This window comes from Chloroflexus aurantiacus J-10-fl, assembly GCF_000018865.1.
GTDB classification, from domain to species: Bacteria; Chloroflexota; Chloroflexia; order Chloroflexales; family Chloroflexaceae; genus Chloroflexus; species Chloroflexus aurantiacus.
The window spans coordinates 2961187-2984262 of the sequence record NC_010175.1 but is presented as its reverse complement, the minus strand read 5'-3'; the positions used below and the strand labels follow the sequence as shown (position 1 = coordinate 2984262).

General features: G+C 60.6%; 20 protein-coding genes and 3 tRNA genes. 7 read left to right on the top strand and 16 right to left on the bottom strand.

Annotated elements, in window-relative coordinates:
• Positions 1-45 precede the first annotated feature (45 nt).
• Entirely contained in the window at positions 46-297 is a 252-nt protein-coding gene (locus CAUR_RS21560; RefSeq protein ID WP_242604916.1) for a hypothetical protein, read from the top strand.
• A 78-nt stretch (positions 298-375) separates the two neighbouring features.
• On the top strand, positions 376-1044 hold the full coding sequence (locus CAUR_RS21820; RefSeq protein WP_338067497.1) for a transposase: 669 nt from the start codon (positions 376-378) through the stop codon (positions 1042-1044).
• 181 nt (positions 1045-1225) lie between these two features.
• On the opposite strand, the gene rplL is transcribed toward CAUR_RS21820, so the two are convergent.
• The 10 genes from rplL to CAUR_RS11395 form a co-directional block, all read right to left on the bottom strand.
• Positions 1226-1624, bottom strand: a complete 399-nt coding sequence (rplL, locus tag CAUR_RS11440) for a 50S ribosomal protein L7/L12 (RefSeq protein ID WP_012258053.1) — start codon at positions 1622-1624, stop codon at positions 1226-1228.
• Positions 1625-1693: 69 nt separating this feature from the next.
• Positions 1694-2242 carry a 50S ribosomal protein L10 gene (gene rplJ, locus CAUR_RS11435; RefSeq protein WP_012258052.1) on the bottom strand — a complete coding sequence of 183 codons (549 nt, stop codon included), beginning with the start codon at positions 2240-2242 and terminating at the stop codon, positions 1694-1696.
• Positions 2243-2452: 210 nt separating this feature from the next.
• Positions 2453-3166 (bottom strand): 50S ribosomal protein L1, encoded by a 714-nt coding sequence (gene rplA, locus CAUR_RS11430; RefSeq protein ID WP_012258051.1) that lies wholly within the window; start codon positions 3164-3166, stop codon positions 2453-2455.
• A 58-nt stretch (positions 3167-3224) separates the two neighbouring features.
• A complete protein-coding gene (gene rplK / locus CAUR_RS11425) occupies positions 3225-3650 on the bottom strand; it encodes a 50S ribosomal protein L11 (protein ID WP_012258050.1) in 426 nt (141 codons plus the stop codon).
• A gap of 77 nt (positions 3651-3727) precedes the next feature.
• The gene (nusG, locus tag CAUR_RS11420; RefSeq protein WP_012258049.1) at positions 3728-4291 is read right to left on the bottom strand and encodes a transcription termination/antitermination protein NusG; all 564 of its coding nucleotides are present in this window, start codon (positions 4289-4291) and stop codon (positions 3728-3730) included.
• Between the two features lie 23 nt (positions 4292-4314).
• Positions 4315-4542: a preprotein translocase subunit SecE gene (gene secE, locus CAUR_RS11415; RefSeq protein ID WP_012258048.1), complete on the bottom strand. Its 228-nt coding sequence runs from the start codon at positions 4540-4542 to the stop codon at positions 4315-4317.
• A 72-nt stretch (positions 4543-4614) separates the two neighbouring features.
• On the bottom strand, positions 4615-5820 hold the full coding sequence (gene tuf / locus CAUR_RS11410; RefSeq protein WP_012258047.1) for an elongation factor Tu: 1206 nt from the start codon (positions 5818-5820) through the stop codon (positions 4615-4617).
• A 108-nt stretch (positions 5821-5928) separates the two neighbouring features.
• A tRNA-Thr gene (locus CAUR_RS11405) sits at positions 5929-6004 on the bottom strand.
• Between the two features lie 42 nt (positions 6005-6046).
• A tRNA-Tyr gene (locus CAUR_RS11400) sits at positions 6047-6132 on the bottom strand.
• A gap of 12 nt (positions 6133-6144) precedes the next feature.
• Positions 6145-6220, bottom strand: a tRNA-Thr gene (locus CAUR_RS11395).
• Between the two features lie 160 nt (positions 6221-6380).
• Here CAUR_RS11395 and CAUR_RS11390 point away from each other — a divergent pair.
• Positions 6381-6722, top strand: coding sequence for a hypothetical protein (locus CAUR_RS11390; protein WP_012258046.1), 342 nt, complete (start codon positions 6381-6383; stop codon positions 6720-6722).
• Here the strand turns inward: CAUR_RS11390 and CAUR_RS11385 are convergent.
• A complete protein-coding gene (locus tag CAUR_RS11385; protein ID WP_012258045.1) occupies positions 6717-7058 on the bottom strand; it encodes a cupin domain-containing protein in 342 nt (113 codons plus the stop codon). The two genes, CAUR_RS11390 and CAUR_RS11385, sit on opposite strands and share 6 nt — an antisense overlap.
• Positions 7059-7352: 294 nt before the next feature.
• On the opposite strand from CAUR_RS11385, the gene CAUR_RS11380 reads away from it, so the two are divergent.
• From CAUR_RS11380 to CAUR_RS11370, 3 genes are all read left to right on the top strand, one after another.
• A complete protein-coding gene (locus tag CAUR_RS11380; RefSeq protein WP_012258044.1) occupies positions 7353-8759 on the top strand; it encodes a glucose-6-phosphate isomerase in 1407 nt (468 codons plus the stop codon).
• A 70-nt stretch (positions 8760-8829) separates the two neighbouring features.
• The gene (locus CAUR_RS11375; protein ID WP_012258043.1) at positions 8830-9216 is read left to right on the top strand and encodes a hypothetical protein; all 387 of its coding nucleotides are present in this window, start codon (positions 8830-8832) and stop codon (positions 9214-9216) included.
• Positions 9213-9743, top strand: a complete 531-nt coding sequence (locus tag CAUR_RS11370; protein WP_012258042.1) for an adenylyltransferase/cytidyltransferase family protein — start codon at positions 9213-9215, stop codon at positions 9741-9743. The genes CAUR_RS11375 and CAUR_RS11370 overlap by 4 nt, the downstream gene beginning before the upstream one ends.
• 241 nt (positions 9744-9984) lie before the next feature.
• On the opposite strand, the gene CAUR_RS11365 is transcribed toward CAUR_RS11370, so the two are convergent.
• Positions 9985-10266: a hypothetical protein gene (locus CAUR_RS11365; protein ID WP_179944189.1), complete on the bottom strand. Its 282-nt coding sequence runs from the start codon at positions 10264-10266 to the stop codon at positions 9985-9987.
• Between CAUR_RS11365 and CAUR_RS11360 the strand changes: the two genes are divergently transcribed.
• The gene (locus CAUR_RS11360) at positions 10253-12019 is read left to right on the top strand and encodes a hypothetical protein (RefSeq protein WP_012258041.1); all 1767 of its coding nucleotides are present in this window, start codon (positions 10253-10255) and stop codon (positions 12017-12019) included. The two genes, CAUR_RS11365 and CAUR_RS11360, sit on opposite strands and share 14 nt — an antisense overlap.
• 722 nt (positions 12020-12741) lie before the next feature.
• Here the strand turns inward: CAUR_RS11360 and CAUR_RS11355 are convergent.
• The 4 genes from CAUR_RS11355 to CAUR_RS11340 are packed head-to-tail and all read right to left on the bottom strand — an operon-like array spanning position 12742 to position 23074.
• On the bottom strand, positions 12742-15849 hold the full coding sequence (locus CAUR_RS11355; protein WP_012258040.1) for a DUF6519 domain-containing protein: 3108 nt from the start codon (positions 15847-15849) through the stop codon (positions 12742-12744).
• A 49-nt stretch (positions 15850-15898) separates the two neighbouring features.
• Positions 15899-18031 carry a hypothetical protein gene (locus tag CAUR_RS11350; RefSeq protein WP_012258039.1) on the bottom strand — a complete coding sequence of 711 codons (2133 nt, stop codon included), beginning with the start codon at positions 18029-18031 and terminating at the stop codon, positions 15899-15901.
• 16 nt (positions 18032-18047) lie between these two features.
• The gene (locus CAUR_RS11345; protein WP_012258038.1) at positions 18048-20567 is read right to left on the bottom strand and encodes a putative baseplate assembly protein; all 2520 of its coding nucleotides are present in this window, start codon (positions 20565-20567) and stop codon (positions 18048-18050) included.
• The gene (locus CAUR_RS11340; protein WP_012258037.1) at positions 20564-23074 is read right to left on the bottom strand and encodes a putative baseplate assembly protein; all 2511 of its coding nucleotides are present in this window, start codon (positions 23072-23074) and stop codon (positions 20564-20566) included. The genes CAUR_RS11345 and CAUR_RS11340 overlap by 4 nt, the downstream gene beginning before the upstream one ends.
• Positions 23075-23076 lie beyond the last annotated feature (2 nt).

Genomic DNA, 23076 nt, shown 5'->3' with positions numbered 1-23076 from the left:
CGCTCCGTCTCCCGTGTTCCTGGCTGATGATGGAGGGGTGCGCTGATGAACCCACCGACATGTGACGAACTGGACTATATCCACGTTCTGGTCGCAGCGCAGCGCGTGGTCAGCACCACCGAAGCAGCACGCTGCCATCCGGGTGCCACGACGAATGGTCCGGCGCATGCTGCCTCCACGCGTCTGCGGCACCGGTGTCGTGCGGATGGCACTGCCGTGTGGGAAGCGGTACGCCCCTGTCTGTCGGTGACCACGGGCTTCCTCAGTATCGATGACACGACGGTGGATAAGCCGTAGAGCCGGGCCATCGAGCTGGTCACGCGCCAGTGGTTGGGCAACCAGCAGCGGGTGGTGGTGGGCATCAATCTGATCAGGATGCTGTGGACCGATGGGAACGCTCACCTGCCCTGCGACGTCCGTAGCGACGACAACGCCCACGACGGGGTGACCACGACCGACCACGTCCGGGCGATGGTGCAGGCAGCAGCAGCACGCGGGTTTCACCCCCGCCTCCTCGCCGTCGCTAGCTGGTATGCCAGCCTGGAGCACCTGAACCTGGTGCGCTCACGGCCCTGGCCGTGGCTGACGCACCTGAACGCCACTCGCCTGGGTGATCCCGCTGGGTCGGGCAAGCGACCGATCCGGGACGTCCCGATTCCAGCTGAAGGCGCGGTCGTGCAGCTGACGGGCGATGGCGTCAGCACGGTGGTCGCGCTGGCCACCCCAGCCGGTGGCCGTGACGACTGGGCCACGAGCGACCTGGCGGTGCGTGCCGACCAGTGGGCGGAGTTTGCCCGGTACCGGTGGCGCATCGAAGCATACCATCGCGGTAGCACGCAGGACTGTGGCAGTGAACGTGCCCAGCACCGCGCTGCCCGTGCCCAGCGGAATCCTATCGGTCTGGCGCTGTGGGCCTTCCGCCGCCTGGCATGGCACCGCCTGCGGACAGGCACGTTGTGGTGTGCGGCTAAAGCCGCCATTGTCCGTGAAGCGATACGAGCCTACCTGGCCCATCCACGCTCTACCCAGCTCTCAACTGCGTAACTCCTGGGAAGTATCAAACGTTCAGCATTCCAATCAATAGCAAAGGGGTGTGGCAAGGTAACAACCTCACCACACCCCATTTTGTGCGCAAGATGGTGGGGCGGGTTGGCAACCCACCCCTACCGGTATCGAAATGCCTATGACACCTTGTGCAGCTTGCGCATGGAAGAGTCGAGCAGAATTACTTGATCTCGACCACTGCACCGGCCTCGGTCAGCTTCGCCTTGGCTGCCTCAGCCTCTTCCTTGCTCACACCCTCGCGAACCGGCTTGGGAGCACCCTCAACCAGGTCCTTCGCCTCCTTCAGACCGAGGCTGGTCAGCTCGCGCACGACCTTAATGACCTGAATCTTGTTCGGACCGGCCTCCTTGAGGATGACATCAAACTCAGTCTTCTCCTCAACCGGAGCAGCAGCGGCAGCACCATCACCGGCCGCAGCGACCGGCATCGCCGCACCCATCGCCATCACGGGGGCAGCAGCGGTAACGCCCCACTTCTCTTCCATCTTCTTCTTCAGCTCAACCAGCTCGAGGACATTCAGGCCCTCAATCATCTCGATGATTGAATCGATCTTCGACATGGTAGGTACACTCCTTATCGTGATAGAGATAACTATTCAGACATCACATATACAATCCGCAGGCGACGATTACGCCGTTTCTCCCTGCGGCTGAAGCTGATCAATCCGTGCCTGCAAAACGTAGAGCACGTTGGAAATCGCGGCGTTAAGCACACCGACAACCCCAGAGACCGGAGCAGCGATACCACCCACGACCTGGGCGAGTGCCTGCTCGCGTGACGGGAGCTTGGTCACCTGCTCAAGTGCATCTGCCGGCAGCAAGGTGTTACCCAGCAAAGCCCCGCGAACGGTGAAGCTCTTATTCCCCGACTTGAGGTAATCGAGCAGGGCTTTTGCCACTTTCGAGACATCATCGTAGCCGAGAGTCACAGCGGTTGGGCCGGCCAGCAACGGATCGAGTGCCTCGTGGCCGGTATTGTGAGCAGCAATCTTGAGGAGCGTATTCTTCGCCACCACAACCTCACCGCCATGCTCGCGCAACTTGCGGCGCAACTCGGTCATATCGGCCACGCTCATACCCTTGCCGTCACCGCGATAGTCGGCCACGACAACCAACTGAGCGCGGTTTAGCTTTTCGGTCAGCGTGCTGACCGTTTCAATTTTACGCGGCGTTGGCATCCATTTCACCTCCTCTCAAAGCAGATCAAAAACGGTCGCCCGTCTCTGAGACAGGCGACCGAGCACAGCGCAGCCATAGCTGCGCACTATCGACAGAGTGAGTCAGCAACTCACGACTATCTCATCTCAGACGCCACCTCGGTCGGCGGCCCACAGGCCATTAGGAGCAATGCTCACCGACTGTCTCAGGCAGCTAACGATGCAAATCTATCAGGCTTTCAGATTCTGGGCAGCCACCGGATCAACCGGCACGCCCGGACCCATCGTACTGGTCAGGGTTACACTACGGATATATGTACCCTTTGCACCACTCGGCTTGGCTGCTTTCACCGCGTCCATCAGCGCAACGAAATTCTCGCTCAACTGCTGTGGGGTGAAGCTCACTTTGCCGATAGCCACGTGCAGGATACCGGTCTTATCGTTGCGGATCTCAACGCGACCGCCCTTCACTTCACGAATCGTGCGTGCCAGATCGGCGGCCGGAACGATAGTACCGCTCTTCGGGTTGGGCATCAAGCCACGCGGACCGAGTTTGCGACCAATCCGACCGACCTTACCCATCATATCGGGCGTTGCAATGGCTACATCGAAATCGAAGAAGTTCTCGCGGTCGATACGGGCAATCAGGTCATCGCTACCGGCGTAATCAGCACCAGCATCGAGCGCAGCTTGCACCGCTTCACCCTGGGCGAAGACCAGCACACGAACCGTCTTGCCGGTGCCGTGGGGCAGGGCAACAGTCGTGCGAATATTCTGATCGGCGTGACGCGGATCGATACCCAGCCGCAAGTGCGCCTCGACTGTACCGTCAAACTTTGTGTACGAGGTCTCTTTCACCAACGCCAGCGCTTCGGTCGGTGAATAGAGGCGAGTCCGGTCAACCTTCGCCAGAGCGGCGAGATACTTTTTTCCGTGCTTTGGCATAGCAACTACTCCAGGTGGTGATGGCGGATCGACGAATCCTCCCACCAACTAACAATCACTATTCAACGATCTTGATACCCATACTGCGTGCCGTACCGGCAATAATCCGCTCAGCAGCCTCAATGTCATTGGCATTCATATCAGGCAGCTTTTGCTGAGCAATCTGGCGCAACTGGGCACGAGTAATTGTACCAACAGTCGTGCGTTTCGGCGTACTGGCACCCTTCTGAATACCGGCTGCCTTCCGCAGCAAATCGGCCGCAGGTGGGGTCAGCAGACGGGCAACGAAGGAGCGATCACTGTAAACCGAAATCTCAACCGGCACAATACTACCGGCCTGAGATGCCGATTTCTCGTTATACTCCTTCACGAAGGCCATGATGTTAATGCCGTACTGACCGAGCGCCGGACCAACGGGTGGCGCTGGTGTAGCTTTGCCAGCCGGCAATTGCAGTTTAACGACTGCGACGAGTTTCTTAGCCACGACACAACTCCTTGCATAACGGGAAAGCGCATAAACGACTTTCCCTCCCTCGCACAACCAGCGAGGTGACGGATATCCTATTCTACCAATCGTGTTACTTGCAAGAAATCAAGCTCAACCGGCGCTTCGCGGCCAAAGAAAGAGACCAGAACACGCACTCGACCCCGCTCGTGATCAATGGCATCGACAATGCCCTCGAAGTCGGTGAAGGGGCCATCGATAATCTTGACAGCCTGGCCCTTCTGGTAGCTCACACGCACCTTCGGTGTTTCGCCTTCCATCTGGCGCAAAATAGCCTTGACCTCTTCATCATCAAGGGGAGTAGGCTTATTGCCATGCCCAACGAAGCTGGTTACGCCAGGGGTATTGCGCACCACATACCAGGAATCATCGGTAAGGCGCATCTGTACCAGGACATAGCCGGGATAGATCTTCTTATTTACCGTGCGGCGCTGCCCATTCTTGATCTCAATTTCCTCTTCGGTAGGCACAATAACCCGGAAAATCTGGTCTTGCATCTCCATGGATGCAATGCGATGTTCCAGGTTTTTCTTTACCTTGTTTTCATAGCCCGAATAGGTATGGATCACATACCAGCGCCGGTCATCGGCCTCTTTTTCTTTTTCCTTTTCCTCAGACATGGCAATCCCCGTTCGCGAACAGCTTACTGGACGAGGCTGACAAGGCTCGTGTAGAGGAAGGTGAAGATCGTATCACCGATGAAGAGCAGCAAGCCAATCACAATCGACACCGCAATCACGAGCATTGTAAGACGGATCGTCTCTTCGCGGCTTGGCCAAACGACTTGCCGTAACTCGCTGCGCGTTTCGCGAAATGTGCGCACGAGGATGTTTTCTTGAACGTCACGCTCAGTATCTTTGGCCACGGCCATTTTATACCCTTCACTTTGAAGCTGCCGACGGCATGAAAGCCGCCGACAGCTTAGCGAATCCGGCCTCAGACGTTAATCGAGGATCTTGGTTACAACACCAGCACCGACGGTGCGGCCACCTTCGCGGATTGCGAAGCGCAAGCCCTCTTCGATAGCCACCGGGACGATCAGCTCAATCGTCATCACCACGTTATCGCCCGGCATCACCATCTCCATCCCCGCCGGCAGGCCAATCGCCCCCGTCACGTCGGTCGTGCGAATGTAGAACTGCGGGCGGTACCCCGAGAAGAATGGCGTGTGGCGGCCACCCTCTTCCTTCTTCAACACGTAGACCTGCGCCTCGAACTTCTTGTGCGGCTTGATGCTGCCCGGTGCGCACAACACCTGCCCGCGCTCCACATCGGTGCGCTCAATGCCACGCAGCAGACAGCCGACGTTGTCACCAGCAATCCCTTCGTCCAGCGTCTTCTGGAACATCTCCACGCCGGTCACCACCGTTCGCCGCGGCGCGTCGTTGGTCATGCCCACGATCTCAACCGTGTCACCGACCTTCACCTTCCCGCGCTCGATCCGGCCCGTCACCACCGTACCGCGCCCCTTGATCCCGAACACGTCCTCAATCGGCATCAGGAACGGCTGATCCACTGCCCGCTGCGGCGTCGGAATGTACTCGTCCACCGCATTCATCAGCTCCAGAATACATTTGTACTCTGGGGCGTTGATGTCCTTGCTCGGGCTTTCCAGCGCGTTGCGGGCGCTGCCGCGCACAATCGGAATCTCATCACCCGGGAAGCCGTACTTGCTGAGCAGCTCGCGCAGCTCCAGCTCGACCAGCTCCAGCAGCTCCGGGTCGTCCATCATATCGACCTTGTTCAGGAAGACCACGATGGCCGGCACCTGCACCTGGCGGGCGAGCAGAATGTGCTCACGGGTCTGCGGCATCGGGCCATCGGGAGCGCTCACCACCAGAATGGCGCCGTCCATCTGGGCCGCGCCGGTAATCATATTCTTGATGTAGTCGGCGTGACCGGGGCAGTCGACGTGCGCATAGTGGCGCTTGTCGGTCTGATACTCGACGTGACGAATAGCAATCGTAATGCCACGGGCGCGCTCTTCGGGGGCGTTGTCGATCTGGTCATACGCCATAAACTGAGCTGCACCCTTGAGCGACAGCACCTTGGTAATCGCAGCGGTCAGGGTCGTCTTACCGTGGTCTACGTGACCGATGGTGCCGACGTTGATGTGCGGTTTTGTCCGCTCGAATTTCTGTTTGGCCATGGATTTCTTGCTCCTTAAGACAAAGGCGCGAAAATATGCCGCTCGTGCCAACAACTATGGCACGAGCAGCCAGGCGAGATTCGCGCTTCTCTCGCCATCACTGTCGGCTGGAGCCTACGACGGGACTTGAACCCGTGACCTCGTCTTTACCAAAGACGTGCTCTACCGACTGAGCTACGTAGGCGAACAGGAATAGAGAAGCAGAACGCGCTACTCTATTCACTTGTGGTGGGCCGGGCAGGATTCGAACCTGCGAAGGCGTAAGCCAGCGATTTTACAGACCGCCCCGTTTGGCCACTTCGGTACCGACCCGTTTGTTAACGATGGAGCCGACGCAGGGACTTGAACCCTGAACCGGCGGTTTACAAAACCGCTGCTCTGCCAATTGAGCTACGCCGGCGCATATCGACGGCGTTGAGCCATCGCTCAGCGTGTAGCATTCTAGCACAATCTGTCGTTTTGTGCAAATGGGCAATCGTTCCCTATCGGTTTGCCGTTGACTTCAGAGTACGTTATGATGAAGAGTATCACCGGTGAACAGATTGCCAGGGAGTGAACCCATGCAATGGTTGCGCAGACTCTTTGGAGGGCGGAGCGAGGAGGCACCGTTTATGCTGCTCCATGTGCGCTGTCAGCGATGCGGCGCAGTGGTACAGGTGCGGATTAATCTCTACAACGATCTGTCGGCAGAGTACGACGACCGCGAGGAGATTAGTGGTTACTGGATACGTAAAGAGATGATGGACGACCGCTGTTTTCGACTGATGACGGCGGAGTTGCGCTTCGACCGCCAACGCCGCCTGTTGAGTCAGGATATTGTTGGCGGTCAGGTAATTACAGCAGAGGAATATGCCGCAGCTCGCCGGGCCAGCAACGAGCGGATGTCCAACTCGTCATCATGATCCGGCTTCAGCCTGTCGCTGCAGAAAATCGGCTCGTATTGGATGGAAGAGATCGAAGAAGACGGAATCTTCTTCCATAATCGCTTCGTGTTCGACCCCACCGGGAATGTGGACAATCTCGAGCGGACCGAGTTCACGCCATTCATCACCTACGCGAAACCGTAGACGACCACTGATGACGAGGGTCATCTGTTCGTGGGGATGACTGTGGGCTGGTGCCGTGGCCCCCTTTGGCGCATCAACCCGCACTGCCATTAATTGCTGACCGGCAAAGGGGCGGAGATTCATCAAGCCGATGGCAAAACTTTTGATGTCTGCGCTCTGGACGGCATGCATAGCGACTCCTTCAGGTGATGAAATGCTGTCGTTTGGGGATGACCGGGACTGTGCATTTGTTGAGTGCATCTTATCGCTATCTGAACGGAAACGCAAGGGAGTGATTGTTAGTGCCTCACACAGCACGTTGCCGAGCCGAAGCCCGTCTATAGCACCACGCAGATGAGTGTTATACTGTGTGCGCAATGACAATCAGCACTGATAAGCTCATTGTGATCACATGCAAGTGACGGCACTGCTTCACTTCTGCGTTTGCGGAAGTTGCGTACACACCAATTAGTGAAGGAGTTGAGTATGCGCTATGAGGATGCCGCGTGGCGGGAGAAGCAACGCATTCGGCTCGATGTGAATAATGTGTTTGGAACGCATGGTTTGACCCCGGCTGAACTTGAAGCAGAAGCTCCACGCGCCGCCGCAGCGATTGCTGCCGTCCAGGAACGACGGGCCGATCTCGGCTGGCCGTTGTTGCCGGATCAGGACGTGACGCCGTTTGAGCAGTTTGCCGCTGCCCATCGTGATCGGATTGATACCTTTGTCGTGCTGGGCATTGGTGGTTCGGCGTTGGGGAACATCGCAGTGCAGACGGCAATCAATGGGCCGTTTTATAACCTGCTACCACGCGAGCAACGTGGCTGGCCGCGGCTGCTGGTACTCGATAATTCGGACCCGGAATTGAATGCAGGTGCGCTACGGATGCTCGATCTCCGGCGGACGATGTTCAACGTCATTAGCAAGAGCGGCACTACCGCCGAGACGATGGCTTCATTTCTTTACTTTCGCCAGGCGCTGGTCGAGGCAGTCGGCGAAGACCGGCTCGGTGACCATATCGTGTTGACGACCGATCCCAACAGTGGTTTTCTGCGCCAGATTGGGCAGCGTGAGGGCTGGACGATGTTCGATCTCCCGCCAAAGGTCGGTGGCCGCTTCTCGGTATTGACCTCGGTCGGGTTGTTGTCGGCGGCGATGACGGGGGTGAATATTCGTGAGCTACTGGCCGGTGCCGCTTACGGTCGCGAACTGGCCGCCAACCCCGATCCGTTGCGGAACCCGGCAGCCCTTGGCGCACTCATCAACTACCTCTGCTTCCGCAAAGGCAAGCCGATTGTGGTGATGATGCCGTATGCGAACCGGCTCCGTGATGTCGCCGACTGGTTTGCCCAATTGTGGGCCGAGAGTCTGGGCAAGGCGGTAGATCGCCAGGGCAAGCCGGCGCGGGTCGGGCAGACACCGGTCAAGGCTTTGGGCGCAACCGATCAGCATTCGCAGGTTCAACTCTATATGGAAGGGCCGTATGACAAGCTGATCAATTTCATCGCCGTTGAACAGTACGCCGAGACGGCCCCCATTCCAACGGCATACGCCGATCTGGAAGGCGTGAGCTATCTGGGTGGGCATACGATGGCCGAGCTGATCCAGGCCGAACAACAGGCCACTGCGATTGCGTTGAGTGAAGCCGGTCAACCAAACATCACGCATATCTTCCCGGAGATCAATGCCTTTACGCTCGGTCAGTTCTTTATGCTGATGGAGATGCAGACGGCGATTGCCGGTGAGCTGTACGACATCAACGCATTCGATCAACCGGGGGTTGAGGCCGGGAAGATCAACACGTATGCGCTGTTGGGCCGGCGTGGGTTTGAGGAGCGGCGAGCAGCGATTGCTGCCCGTGCGCAGGCGCTTGATTCGCGGTGGGTCGTGTAAACATTGCGGGTACAGGTACGAACCGGTGAGGCGTCGTTGCCGATGCCTCACCGGCAGCAGGGTGGCAACGATGGCAAAGTTCTTTCCAGCGCCACTATGGGTATCGTCGGCGGTCTGTGTGGTGATCGGGTTGATCGGCGGGAGCGCGTTCTGGTGGGCTTCACGAGCGTGGAGCATCTTCATTGCCGCATTTCTGTGGGCACTGATCGGCACGGTTGGAACGGTGATCGGGCGCAGTATCGGCGAGCGGCTGCGCTACGGTGACTGGCGGCACGCCGGTCGGCTGGTGCCACTCCAGACGATCACGCCGATGGGTGGATTTCTGGCGACTGCCCTCCTCATCGGCGCACCCCTGACGGGCGAGCAGATTGGTCTGCTGGGAGGTGCGGTGCTGGTTGTGATGGTCTTGTGCTGGCTGGGTTTACCGCTTACGTCGCCGTTTCGGGAACGACGATGAACATCTACCCGCTACCTGAACTGATTGCATTGCGTGCCACCTGGCGGGCCAGTGGTTTGAAAGTAGTGTTCACGAACGGTGTCTTTGATCTGCTCCACGTCGGGCACGTCCGGTATCTGACAGCAGCGCGTGCGCTTGGTGATCGACTGATCGTTGCGATTAACAGCGACGAGTCCACCCGTCAATTGAAGGGATCGCTGCGCCCTATCGTCCCGGAGGCGGAGCGGGCAACGATTGTAGCCGCGCTGCGCTGCGTTGATGCAGTGACCATCTTCAATGAGCGCACGGCGGAGGCAGTGGTAGCCGCGTTAGCGCCCGATCTGTACGTGAAGGGGGGCGATTACGGGCAGGGAACCACATTTGACGCCGCCCGCCTACCCGAAGCGCGGGTCGTGCAGGCGCTGGGAGGTGAGGTGCAGATTCTGCCGTTTAGCGAGGGGCACGCGACAACGCGGCTGATCGAGCGGATCGTTGCGCGCTACGGGGGGGAGGGGGGGAACGCGGATGGGCGCGGGTTTGGCGGATGAACGCGGATGTATCCCTTCTATCACCACAGTGGTGCGGATTGTTGGGCGCTGTGGAACACGGATGGACGCGGATTAGGCGGATGAACGCGGATGTATCTCTTCTATCACCACAGTGGTACGGAAGACACAGAGGGTGGGCATAATTCGCGTTGCGCCCTTAAGGTGTGAATGACGTAGTGCGCGATGGGCACTGGCTGCTACGAGTGGAAACAGCCACAATCGATCTGGCAGTAGTCAGCGATCATGCGATCCGGTATGATACGAGGGTGATCCGGTACACCTGTACTTCGCCGTGTACTGTGCGGCGAGTAAAGCTGGCCGGCGGGTCGATCTTCTCCCGATTGGCAGTGGCAGTGCAGGCTGGTCTGGCCGGCGCGAAGGCGTTGAGGATTGTATCGTGGGTAAGCAGTCTGTCAGAGTCCTCCGTCAGATATACCACATCGCTGATGCTGTGGGTGAGTTCGAGCCGTAGAGCGGGGTTGGGGGTTCCGGCGATTTGGGGAGATGCTATGGTCGGCAACATGCCGCTCAAGACCTTTCTGGAAAGTGTGGAGCGTCAGTTGGCTGCATGTTCGGCTGAGGAGCTGCGGGATATTCTGCGCAAGGTGGCTCGTCAGGTACCGCCCGCGGAGCGCAGAGCCTTCCTGAAACAGCTCCGCGACAGTAGGACTGCTACTGTTGTGCCCCAAACTGCCTGGGAGGGGCTGCTGGATGCGATAGACGATCTGGAGGCCAGGCTTGAGAAAGCCATGAAGTCGGTCGATGAGTGGATGGATCGCTTCGGCTGGCAGTATGAGTATGAGGAGGATGACGTAGGCCCCTACCGGGAGTTCATTGAGCCGTTGACGAGTCTCTTTGAGCGCACGGCGCTGGCCTTTGACCACGGTGAGTTCGCTCTGGCCCGCCAGGCTTACCGTCGCCTGTTTCGCCTGCTGGATCAGGTAGACGATTACGGCTACCGCATCTCTCTCTACGACCTGACTGACCTGGATCAGAAGGATGCCATCGCCCGCTATCTGCGGGCTGTATATCAGACCGAACCGCTGGACCGGCGTCATCGGGTCTTGTATGAAGAAATGCGTCGCTTGGCCTTTTCGTATCAACAGTTGTACGGTGATGCGCCGCGGCTGAAGGATTTTATCCAGACCGCGCCGGATCCGCTGCCGGAGCAGGATGCTTTTTTACGGAAATGGAGCGCTTTTCTGCGGAGGCAGAACGACTCGTTGGCCGATATCTGGCTGTGCGAGGTTGTGCGGCTGGTCGAAGGCAAGGCTGGGCTGGAGCGGCTGGTGCGCAGCAAGGGGCATCAACGTCCGTACATCTATCTGGATTGGTTCACCGCACTGGAGGAGGAAGGTCAATACGCGCAGGTTCTGACCGAGGCGCGGCTGGCCCTGCAGAGCCTGCCGGATGACCTTCCCATTCGCGCTGTGATTGCCGATCATCTGTGCGCGGCAGCCTCGGTCCTGGGTGACCGGGAGAGTCTGCTTGAAGGTCGCTGGCAAGCCTTCGTCGCCATGCCTGAACTGTCCCGGCTGCTCGATCTGTGGGAAGCTGTGCCATCTATGGAGCAGCGCCCGCTCTGGATGCAGCGCGCAGTCCAGAATATGCAAGAGCCGCGCAGCCGTAAGGCAACATTGCCACCTGGCGATCCGCCGCTCCCGACGCTGGTCTACCTGAAGCAACCCTCCTTTTCTTCCGATGCCCTGTTGGCCCACGCCCGGCTGCTGGCCGGCGATCTGGCCGCAGCCCACCAGGCCGTCGCCAGGAAGCCGGTTCTGGAAGAGGGCAATGCTGTCAACGCCCAGACCCTGGTGCTCGCCTGGCTGTTGGTGCTGCTTTCGGGTCGGGAGCGCAAAGACCTGCCGCCTAACCTGGAGCATTTCTGGCGGAGGACCCTGCAGGAGATTATTGTTGACGATGGGATGTATGATCAGCACATACAGCACGAGCTTACCCAACGGACGGATCACATCTATGCCGACTACCTGGCATGGGGACGTGCAAGCGGCTTTTTGCATCTGGAAGCCGCAGACGCAGAGAAATATCTGGCCTGGTGCCTGGACACAGCTCGTAAGCGGATCGAAGCTATCGTCAGCAATCAGTATCGTGACATCTACGATGAGGCTGCCAATCTGACCGTGGCCTGTGCCGAGCTTTTGCGTTTGCGCGGAGACGATAGGGCGGCTGATGAGTTGGTGGCGCACATCTGCGAGCAGTTCCATCGCTATCGAGCTTTCCAGCGTGAACTCCGGAGCGCTCTTGCCCGAAAGTGATGATATTGAACGAAACTGTGATCAGGTGGTCTGTTGTTCGACGCGCCGGAGGCGCGCGCTCCCAGTTGCGGTGAGAGCACTGGAGGCGTGCGATCCCGGGGGGGATACCGACACGCCCCCACCCCAGCCCGCCCCCGCTGGGGGCGGGAACTAGCGGTGCCGGATGGTTTCCGCTGGCGCAGGCTGGTGCAGGTGAGGAGCGCGCCGGAGGCGCGCGCTCCCAGTCAGTGTGCCGGATGATGAGCGCGCCGGAGGTACGCGCTCCCAAGGGGGATGCCGACACGCCCCCACTCCAGCCCGCCCCCGCTGGGGGCGGGTGTAGACGGTTCAGGGAGGGTCAGTAGTGTGTAAGGTACACGGGGGGAGCGCGCCGGAGGCGTGCGCTCACAGGGGGATGCCGACACGCCCCCACCCCGGCCCGCCCCCGCTGGGGGCGGGTGTAGACGGTTCAGGGAGGGTCAGTAGTGTGTAGGGTACACGGGGGGAGCGCGCCGGAGGCGCGCGCTCCCAGTCAGTGTGCCGGATGATGAGTGCGCCGGAGGTACGCGCTCCCAAGGGGGATGCCGACACGCCCCCACCCCAGCCCGCCCCCGCTGGGGGCGGGGGTGGCCGGTTCAGGGGGGATCAGTAGTGTGTAGGGTACACGGGGTGAGTGCGCTCCTAGCTAGTGTGTCGGGTGAGGAGTGCGCCGGAAATGTTTATGCCCCACGCAAGCATAGCCCTTATACGATTTGTATCTGGAGATTGGCGACCCGTTCGCTGAGGCGAGCGATGTCAAAGAGGGTTGCCTGTCCAGGACCTTGATTGCCAATGTAGGTGGCCGCATCGGCGAGACACCAGCCGAGGGGGGCGATAGCTGAACCGGCGGCAGTGGTTGGGGGTGTGCGAGTGCGCGGGGCGGCCATGGCAGTGAAGGTGTTGGCTTGCATGATCAGGTTGCGGCTGAGGGTGATGTTGAATACTCCTTCGATGATATTGCTATCGAGTAAGAGGCGAGCACAGATGTCTTCGGGTAGCACGGGGTTGCTTTGATCGGTCAATGGCTGCAATGTGTTAAGCAGGGCAGCACCAATGGTGAGGGCAACCAGATGGTTGCTACGCAGGTGGATTGTGCCCATGAAGGAGCTGTTGATTTGCAGGCGTGATCCACCCGGTTCGTTGGGCTGGCGATCAAACGCGCGTAGCCGTCCGGCGAGTTCGGCGATCTGTTCGCGTGGCGCCGGCATGCCGTAGAGGCTGATGATTCCGGCAATGCGGTTGTGTTCCAACAGGATCATGTCGTCTTCGTCGAGGAGGTCGGCGATGAGGCCGAGATTTTCGCCGCTGAATAGCCGACGCTGGTGGAGCATGAGCGCGGTGCCGGGGCGGGATTTTACCGCCGATAGGTGCAGATCGAGCAGGATGCCGAAGAGTGTGGCTGTATCTGCCCGGGGCGCCTGTAACGCCGTGGTCAGTTTCGTGAACTGCACTATTTCGCTAGCCGACAGGGAGTTCATTCGTTCGGAGACTTGGGCCGCTATGTTACGGGCGTGTTGCTGGCGCTGTTCGGGATCGAGGCGGGCCAGCTCTTCGGCAATGTTGCGGACCGGTTCACGCCACTCTGGGAGCATAAGTCGATTTTCATCAGCGAAGAGATCGGCGAGTGGCGCCAGTTCCGCTTTCGCAAATAGATCGCGGAGTGGCGGGAAGGTTCGCTCAGGCATCGCTGCGACGAAGCTGTTGCCACTCAGGCGAACCGTATCGCTATCGACAATGCTCAGTAGTGCGCTACTACCGGGTCTATTATCTTGTCCGCTCGCAGTCACGGTTATGCCGCTGAACTGGTTGTCGGTGATGATCAGGTGGGGGCAGCGGGTAAACGAGAGCGCAGCCGTTCCCGGTTCGGGGGTGAAGGTGACAGTGATGGCAAGGTTGTGGAGGACGATGGAGTCAATCCCGATAAATTCTAGCGGTGCGGTCAGGCGCAGATCGGTGGCGAAGCTGCAACCTTTGATCTCAAGCTGTAAGGGACGGTCTTCGAGCGAGGGATCGAGGCGGAAGCCGCCAACTTCGTGTACGCCAGGACGCAGGCAAAAGGTGAGGCGGCGTTCGCCACGGGCCAGCAGTTCTTTGAAGGCGGTGTTGAGGTCGGGAAAGTCGCCGTCAATGCCGATGGTGACGCAACACCCGCCCCGGCTCTGCCGTTCGAGGCCGGCATTGAAGAAGATGCGGGGGAGTATCGGTTCGCCGGTATTATCAACGAACGGCTTGCCGTCGATCTCGACCAGAAATGCTTCGACCCGTTGACTCTGGGCGGTCGGGCCGAGTCGCCACCGGCACGAGTAGATGCCGTTTTCACCGGTGGTAACGTCAATGCTGGTGCCGGTCACGCTCCCGGCTGTGAGTTGGCCGGCTGCGGTTGGTGGTACGAGTTGAAAGCGTACTCTCGCATTGTTTACCGGTTGCTGTCCGTTGGTGACGGCAACCTGTAACGGTTGCGGGAGTAGTTCGCCCGGTAGAGCGGATTGACCGTCACCGCCTGCACCGTAGAAGTGGATCGATTCAGTGAGCGGTGGGAAGAGCCGCCGGCAATCACCGCGCTTTGTCCAGGTTGTGCCGCTGAATTCGAGTAGTGCCAGTCGGCAATAGGCGTGGTGGACGCCGTGCGGTCGTTGGGGGATCGGCTGTTGAGCGGTGTCACGCGGCCATTCGATGTCGCCGGTGGCAACCCGCGCCGGAATGAGCCAGTAATCACCGGGGCGGAAGGTGCCCGCTTTGAGCCGAATCTGTACGCCTTGTTCGAGATCGGTCCAGGCGGCAGCGTTGATGGTCACGATCACTTCGCCGTCGGGCATGTCCCAGCGCCGCACTTTGGGATTGCGCGTGAACGCACTGTAGGCAACGGTCTGACCGGCAGGATCGATGGTAATGACCTGACCTTCGATTTGGACGATTTTCACCAGTAGCCCCGACTCCCCCCGCCGCTCGCGGTCGTCGTCGGTGAGTTCGACCCATTGGTTGGGTGCCAGCCCTAACACTTCATCGCGCCCGGTACTGCTCACGGTTAGGCGGTTGGGATTGAGTGTATCCTGCCCGCTCCAGCCAACCACGACAGAACCATTTTCGCGCGACCATTTGAGGGCAACGCGGGTCGTAGAGACAATGCGATGAACTTCAACCCGGTAGAGCTGGTTTTCTAAACCGCGATAACCGGCTGTGGCCGGCACGATGCAGGGGTCGGTCACCGTTGGATCGGGTTCGGCACGGGCTTCGAGCTGACCGGTACTGCCGGCCAGCAAGGCGTCCCAGGCGGGAGTGGTGGATGCACACGAAAGTGACGCTCCCAGGTCACCAAGGCGCAGGAGTTTGACCTGCGCCATGACGCGCAGGCGGGTGGTGGTATCGGGGCCACCCAGAGCCACTTCGCGCAACGCAGGGTCTTCAAGCGCGGTGATGTGTCGCTCCCAGACATCGAGGTAGGCAAGGTAGGTGCCGGCAGGGAGCGCGGTACCGGCGGGCAGACCGGCCAGTTCGGCCAGGTCGGCTACCGGTAAGTCGGGTTGTGCGGTGATCGGAACGGTCTGATCGTTTTCAACCCGGATGCCGGCAACGTAGTAACGACCGGCGGTCACGGTGAGGGTGCCGCCTGTTATCACGATGTCAAAGCCGGCCTGCCCCTGGGGGCCGCCGCACAGGCCGATTAGATCGCGCCGGACGGTGCGGTCATCATCAAGATCGATGGCAATCTGTTCATTCCAATCGGCATCGAGCGCGACCCGCCCCTGCTGATTGAGTACACCACTGTAGTGTTTGGTGCGGTTGAACGTCCAACGGGTAAAATCACCGCGCATAGGAGACTCCTTATCGAAAAGAGAAGACAGTGCCGTTACACCGTATCTGCTATGTTGCTAACCAGACACCGGCAGCGAGACCGACGCGCAGGTATTCGTGCAACGCCTGGTGGAGATTTGCGAGACGGAAGGCTTGCTGGATGAGGTAGAACGCTCCCATTTCGTTGCCATCTTCAGCCCCGCCGGTAATGGCATCGGGGCAGGAGCGAGCGAGTTGCATGTAGGCCGGATGACCGAAGCGTGTGCTGGTGAATGATGGTGTGACTGAGAGGGTGATCGTCTGCCGCTGAGCTGCGGATAGGGCCGAGACGGGGATGCCACGATCAGCCGCAGCAGCGGCGAGGGCCAGGTCGGGCTGGCAGCGAAAGCGGCGGGGGGCGCGCGATCCCGCCGCCAGGAAGCTGAACCGGCTGCAACCGATCTGGCGGCGGGCGGCGACGACGCGACCCAGCATGATGCTTTCGGAAATGAGGTCGATCTGGCGCACCCGCACTTCACCGTGTACCGTGCAGCGAATAAAGCTGGCCGGCGGGCCGATCTTCTCCCCATTGGCACCGGCAGCGCAGGCTGGGCTGGCCGGCGCGAAGGCGTCGAGGATTGTATCGTGGGCAAGCAGTCCGTCAGAGTCTTCTGCCAGATATACCGCACCGCTGATGCTGCGAGTGAGTTCGATGCGCAGATCGGGGTTGGGAGCGGCAGCCTGAATGGTGGGTCGGGTGGGGAATTGGGGGGCGCCGGTGCTATCGAGGTGCCAGCCGGGGACGAGGGTGCAATGGAGTAGTTCCAGGCGTTCGAGGGCGCCGGCGGCGATGTCGATCCCGCCTGCGATCCAGCAGCCGTTGAGTCTGAGGGTGGCTTTGTTGCCGTTGCCGATGATGCGGAGCGGGTTGGTGAGGTGGATGAGCGGGCGCTGGCCGTCGGCGGCCTGTATGACGAGGGTGCGACCGGGCGTCGTGGCGATGGTGAGGTCTTCGCGATAGGTGGCGCTGTCGAGGATGGTGATGACGCCAAGCGATGCCGATGAGGAACTCCAGACGGCGAGCGCTGCGGTGAGGGTAGTGGCGTCGGCGCTGATCCGTTGGGCGACGGTGGCGGCAAAATCGCCGGGAGTTGGATTGATGAGGGTGGTGCGACGGGTATAGGGGCCGCCGCCGATGTCGGCAACGAAGCCGTAGGTGTAGTTGACCACCAGGTCGGTCGGTACGGTGCCGCCGGGGAAGGTGAGCCGACCGCGTTGCGGGTCGACGGCGACTTGAAACGGAGCAGATGGCCGACGCCAGTCGCTGAGGTCGCAGATGAGGATTTGGGATGGTGGAACGGGTACGAGGCTGCCGGTGCCGTCGGGTACCAGTATTTGAAAAGCGGACCGGGCGGCAGGCAGGTAGGCACTGTCGCTGATGCTGCCCTGGCGGAGCGCGGCGAGGTCGTCGTGGAGGGCGCGGCGACGCAGGGGCACCGGTAGATCGGGTTCTTCGGCGAGGTGGGTGATTTCGATTTCGGTACGGGGCCGGTTGAAGAGGGGAATGTCGTTGCCGAGGGGGCTGAACCAGTAACGACCATCAGGCGGGTCGGTGACCGGTCGCGGTGTGACACCCTGGATGGCGTAGGGTTGGATGCGCCATACGAAGAGGCCGAGGTTGGGGATGTTGTAGCGACCGCGACCGTTTTCGATCCGGCGGACTTCGGCGGTACGGTTGAGGGTTTCGAGCGGGCCACCGGTCAATTCAAGCCGGTTGGCGTCGCGCAAGGAAGCCGTCGCCGGGCTATCCAGCCGGATATGGTTGAGATGCTGGGTGGTTGCCAGGTGGGTGAAGTATTCGACGACCCGACACGGCCAGCCGGTGACATCACGGGCGAGTTGTTCGAGGACGGGTGCTGTCCCTTTGCGGCGGCGGTAGCGTAGGGTATTGGCGACATAGGCACGCAGGCTGACATCGGTGACGGCGGTCAATTCACGGAGTGAGCGCACACCGAGGAGGTCGCCGATGTAGGGGATGACCCAGGCGGCGCAGGTTTCGATGAACCAATCGTCGTAGAGATCGCCGATGTCGGTTTCGATCCGGGCCAGTTCGTCGCCGATGATGGTCAACAGCGCACGCAACGGTTCACCCTGTGCGGCATCACGAATGCGGTAGACAGCCGGCAACAGCTCGTATAAGCGATCACGCGGATGGATGGACATAGCAAGCCTTTCCCAACTACGGCAGAGCTGCCTCGATCAGTGTCAGGTTGATCCCGTTTGGATCGAGCACGAGCAGTTCGGCAGGCGCAATGGTGGCGCCGATCTGACGGGCAGGTCGGGCAACGAGGAGTGACGGATGGGAACCGGTGCGCCCGCCGGCATACGCCAGTTCGTCGAGGTCAACGGCGATAACGCCCGTCATTGACTGTATGCACGCGATGACTTCAGCGGCGGTCACCGGCTGAGCGAACTCGCGTGCGGCGAAGGAGAAGGTGGTGGTGAGCGCAGTTTCAATTGCCAGCCGGACATCATCGGCGCGATAGCGCCGGTCGTAGCGGACAGTGGCCGTAAGTCGGAAGGTGAGAGAGCTGAAACCGGCCAGTTCCATCAGCATTGCCGGATCACGCACGGCATCGATAGCGAGACGCAGGTTGGTCAAGAGTGGATCGGTCGCTGCCGGTGAATCGCCGCCGGCGGTCGCCACCGTCAGGTGGATAATCATCTGTTCACCGTGACGAAACGCAGCGGCCTGCGCTTTGCCGATCCCGGCGAAGGCATTGGCGAAATCGGTAACATCTTGCAGCGAGACGATGCGGTCGAGGGTCAGGACGGTTTGCGGGGCATTCTGGCGCGCACCGTCAAGGGTCTCCGGGTCTTCAGCACCGGTCGCCGCAAGGGGATTGGTGACGCTCCGCACACCGGGCGGGCGGGTCTTGAGCAGGGTGAGTGCGCCTGCATCTACTTCACCGGCCAGGCCGATCCCAAACCGATAGGTGGCGACAATGTTTTCCTGGCCGGTAGGCAAGCGTGCGCCGTGCACACCGTCGCCGAATAGGACGGTTGCGGTGCCGTTGTCGTCGATGCGCACGACATAGGATTGTTCATCAGGATCGGCAAGGTAGAGTGAAGGTACTTCCGTCCACAGTACGCCATTGACGCGCACCGTCAGGGTGGAAGCCGTACCGGTAGGAGTCGTTGCCGACACATAGGTCAAGGGGGACTTCTTGAGCCGGAATTGCTGATGAGAGCGGCTGCCGTCGCCGCTGCCGATTGGCGCCGCGGTGGTTTCGCCGTGGGTGGCAGCGACCACGTTGGCGTAGATGACGGTGGTTGAGCGGATCAGGCTGATCGTATCCAGCCCTTTATCCTGTAACACGATGGTGGTGAAGTCGGCAGCGGGATGGACTGCTGCGACGAATACTACGGCAACGGTGGGATGTTCGTCGGTGAGGCTGCGCTTGCCGCTGACGATGAGCGGTTGGCCGGGTTGGAGATCGCTAACGACACCGGCCACGTCGAGGTACTTGCCGGTCACCGGGGTTACGATTGGCTCGGCGGCGACGGCCAGCAACTCGCTTTCGGCCAGTACCAGGGTGGAGCGCCGAGTGAAGCGGTTGAGGTTTTCGGTCGTATCAACGGTCAGGCGCGTGACCTGACCGGAGAGGGCAAAATTGGCGACTCCAACCGATTCATTGCGGGTCACGCGGTAGAGTTCAGCGTAGCCGGGAGTGAGCAGGGTGATCCAGCTTCCCGGTACGATTTTGGGGTATGCGGCATCGAGTTCGAGCTGAGGGTTGTTACTGTCGATGGCAAACCCCGGCCATTCGGTAGGCAGCGAGCTGGCCGAGCCGGCGTATTGGGCTTTGACATCCGCCGGCATCAGGCGCCAGTCAGGCGCGTTAAAGCCGAAGAGGTGGGCAGTACGGCGCAGGGCAAAGACCTGCGGTTGCGCAGCCGGGCGCATGGGCGGTCGATCCGAACCCAGGCCGGGTTCCCAGGTTACTACGGTGTAGCCGCCGTTGGGGTCGGGGTAGGGGGTTACCGACAGCACACGCCGGAGGTCCCAACGCTCGTTGCCGGGATCGCGCTCGCGTTCGCTACCTACCAGGAGCAGATAGTCACCCGGTTGCAGGCGCGTATCAATGCCGGCCAGATAGAGGGTTCGTGAACCTTTATCGAGCTGCTGCGGTTGAGTAGGTCGCGGACGCAGCAGATTCCAGGCTTTCCGGGCAACAAAGTCGCCGGTCGTCTCGAAGGTCTGAGGTAGCTCGCCCTGCTTCACCGGAATGCTCTGCACCTGTGTTCCGGCAGGGATGAGGGTCTGGGCCGGTGCCGCAGGCGAGTCGTCGAGGGTGAAGGCGAGATAGGTCGAGGCAGCGACGCCGGGTTTGAGTTCATACCCGATGGCGCGGGCCAGATACAAGACCGACTGGCGTTCGGTGGCCGTGCGGAGAAAGCCCTCGTTGGCGATCCGCTCCTGGTAGAAGGTGAGGACATCGGCCAGCGTGGCGGCTGCATCGAGCAGCGCCAGCGAGGGATCGGCAGGATCGCGGGTGGTCAACATTGCGAGCGGACGGCGTCCGTCGGCAACCGGTTGTTGGGCGAGGCGGGCGATCATGCGACGGAGAAAGGATTGGAGGGTGCCCAACCGATAGTGGAGGGCAGGCTGCGCAGGCGGATTGGTATGCGGTGACGGTAACACGAGCCGTTCGTCACAACCGCACGGTGCGTTGGATGCGAGCTGATCACTGCTCATTGGCCACCCTCCATGATGAACTCGATGCGCCCGTGCTCAGGTCGGTTTGGATCGGTATCGCAACGGATAATCTCGCGGCGACCGACATCGATCTGGCCTTTGGCCAGTTCGCCACGGGAAGCCTGTCCCCAGCGCTGAAAGCGGGTCGGTTTGCCAGAGCCGCCGGCGGTGTCGATCCAGCGCACACCCGGAATAGCCATCACTGCGGCCACGATCTGGCTCAGATAGAGCGGTTGACCGAAGGTGAAGTTATCGGGATGGAAAAAGGTACGCGGACTGAAGCGCTCAAGCAGGGCGGCTTTGACATTCGCTGCGAAGTAGCCGGGTTCGACACAGACGATGAAGGCCAGATCGAGGGCGACATAGATCGGGCCATCAATCTCGATATCCTGTCCGGCCATGCGGTAGCGTTCGAGAAATATGCGCAGGTCGGTTTCAAAACCGGCATCTACCGGCAAGCCACCACGCCGATCAACGGTGATAAAGATCGTATACCAGCTTCCCGTCCAGCGCCGGGTAGCAACCGCCCGCTGCACGTCGGGGTGGCGTTCGGCCATTACTGCGTAGTCAGCAGGGGTGACGGCCCGCTCCTGGCGACGAAAGGCTTGCGGTGCGTACTGGCGAATCGCCGCGCTGGACTCTGGTTCGCTCCCACCGCGAGCAGGCAGCGGATTGCGCACCTGCTGAATCCCGCTTTCAGCGGTTACGATATGGGCCAGCGCGTCAGCACCAATATTGCCGATGGTGCCACAACCGACGCGGTAGTGCGCAACAAGCGGTTCAGCCGATGCCGGCGCTCGTCCATTGCGATCATCACCAAAGCGCAGGTACAAACGTCCATCCTGCTCTAATTCGGCGACGAATTCGGTCTGGAAGCGATTGCTGCCGAGCAGATCGGGTACCGGTCGCCAGAGACCGGCAGGGCTGGTGAGGGTGATGGCCGGCAATGTCGCGGGCGGTTGGGTATCGCTCACCAGACGGGTTGCCGGGATTGTGTGTTCGGCCGGATCGAAGGGAGCGGTGAAGGTAATGCCGGTACGGCTTAATACGGGACGGTAGCGTAATGGGTCACGCACCGCCGGTAACTGCTCGGCGGGCAGAGTTTCACCGTGATCGGCGAGAACGATATTGCCCAACACGACACTGGCCGGCTGGTAAGCTTCGCCGCTCTCATCACGATCATCGGCGGGTACCGCCACATCACGCAGATCGAGAACAAACGGCAGCGCATCGGCTGCCAGCCATTCAATGTCGGTGACCGCAACCGGATCGGCGGTCGGCGGATCGGCAAACTGGCCGCCGAGTGGATCACTGGCAGCGATGACGCGGGTCAGGCGAACAGCATGGCGGCGCTGGGGGTCGGCATCGGCGCGATAGCCGGTCTGCGGATGGCGCCGCTCGATGAAGACCAGCACATCGCCAGGGCGCAGGGTTGCACTCAGATCGCCACGCAGCGTTGCCTGGGTGCTGCCAACCGGTAAACAACAACCTTCATCCCCCCAGGTGTACACCGTCATCTGGTTGTGCGCAGGAAAGAGCCGTGCCTCATGCATTGTCTCGAAGACCAATGGTCGTTGTTGACGGGCGAGAGCAAGTTCGGGCGAGTCGGGCAAGATGCGCACCGGAGCACCACCAACTCTGGTCAGCAGCGGTGTGTTCGCCGGCAAGGTCAATGGCGCTGTGACCTGCACCTGCACCCAGGTACGGGCATTGGCGCCATCGTGTGGCACATAATCAAGCAGTCGGGCATGGCGACGGAGCGAAACCCGTCGTCGGGCCGTATCGAGGTAGGCTTCAGTTGCCACTGCATCCTGGTAGTAGCTGAGGTAATCGCCGATGTAGGCCAATCCCTCGACAATCGCCACACCAAGATCGGCAGGGTTGCGTTCACGCCAGTCGGGTGCGACAACGGCCAGACGATCAAACAGCATCTGGCGCAGGCTGGCATAATCGCGAGCCAGATAGTCGATGGGCGGATTCGTTGCGGGCTGGGGCGGGCACGGTTGATCAGGAGCGCAATCGAACTCCGCCGGGCAATCGACCTTGAACGAAAACTCGACCATACTCAGTACCGGATCGAAGCCGGTGGGAGGTGCGGGATCGGTCGGTGAACGAACCAGACGGAAGGTATAGGGGGAAAAGTCACCGGCCTGATTCACCCGTACCACCAGCGTGCGGTCGGCAGCCGGCAGCCCGTTGTAGAAAGATCGTTCGGCAGGGGTGATCAGGCCGGCAGCGACATCGGCTGGACTCGCATCAGCGGCGCGGAGAACCCACACCACCCTGATCCCGGTAACGCGCACGCCGCCGTCAATCCGCACATTCAGCGCACTCAATCCCCAGGGTGCCGGCTTGATCATCTGCACGAGCAGGGTGCGCTGGCGTGGCACGCCAGGCGGCGCGTCCTGATCGAGCACTTCCAGAAAATCAATTCCGTTCAGCGGTATCGCGCTCGTGCCCAGCACTTGTGCCCGGCGCACATTCGCACAGCGAAACTGTATGCCCATAC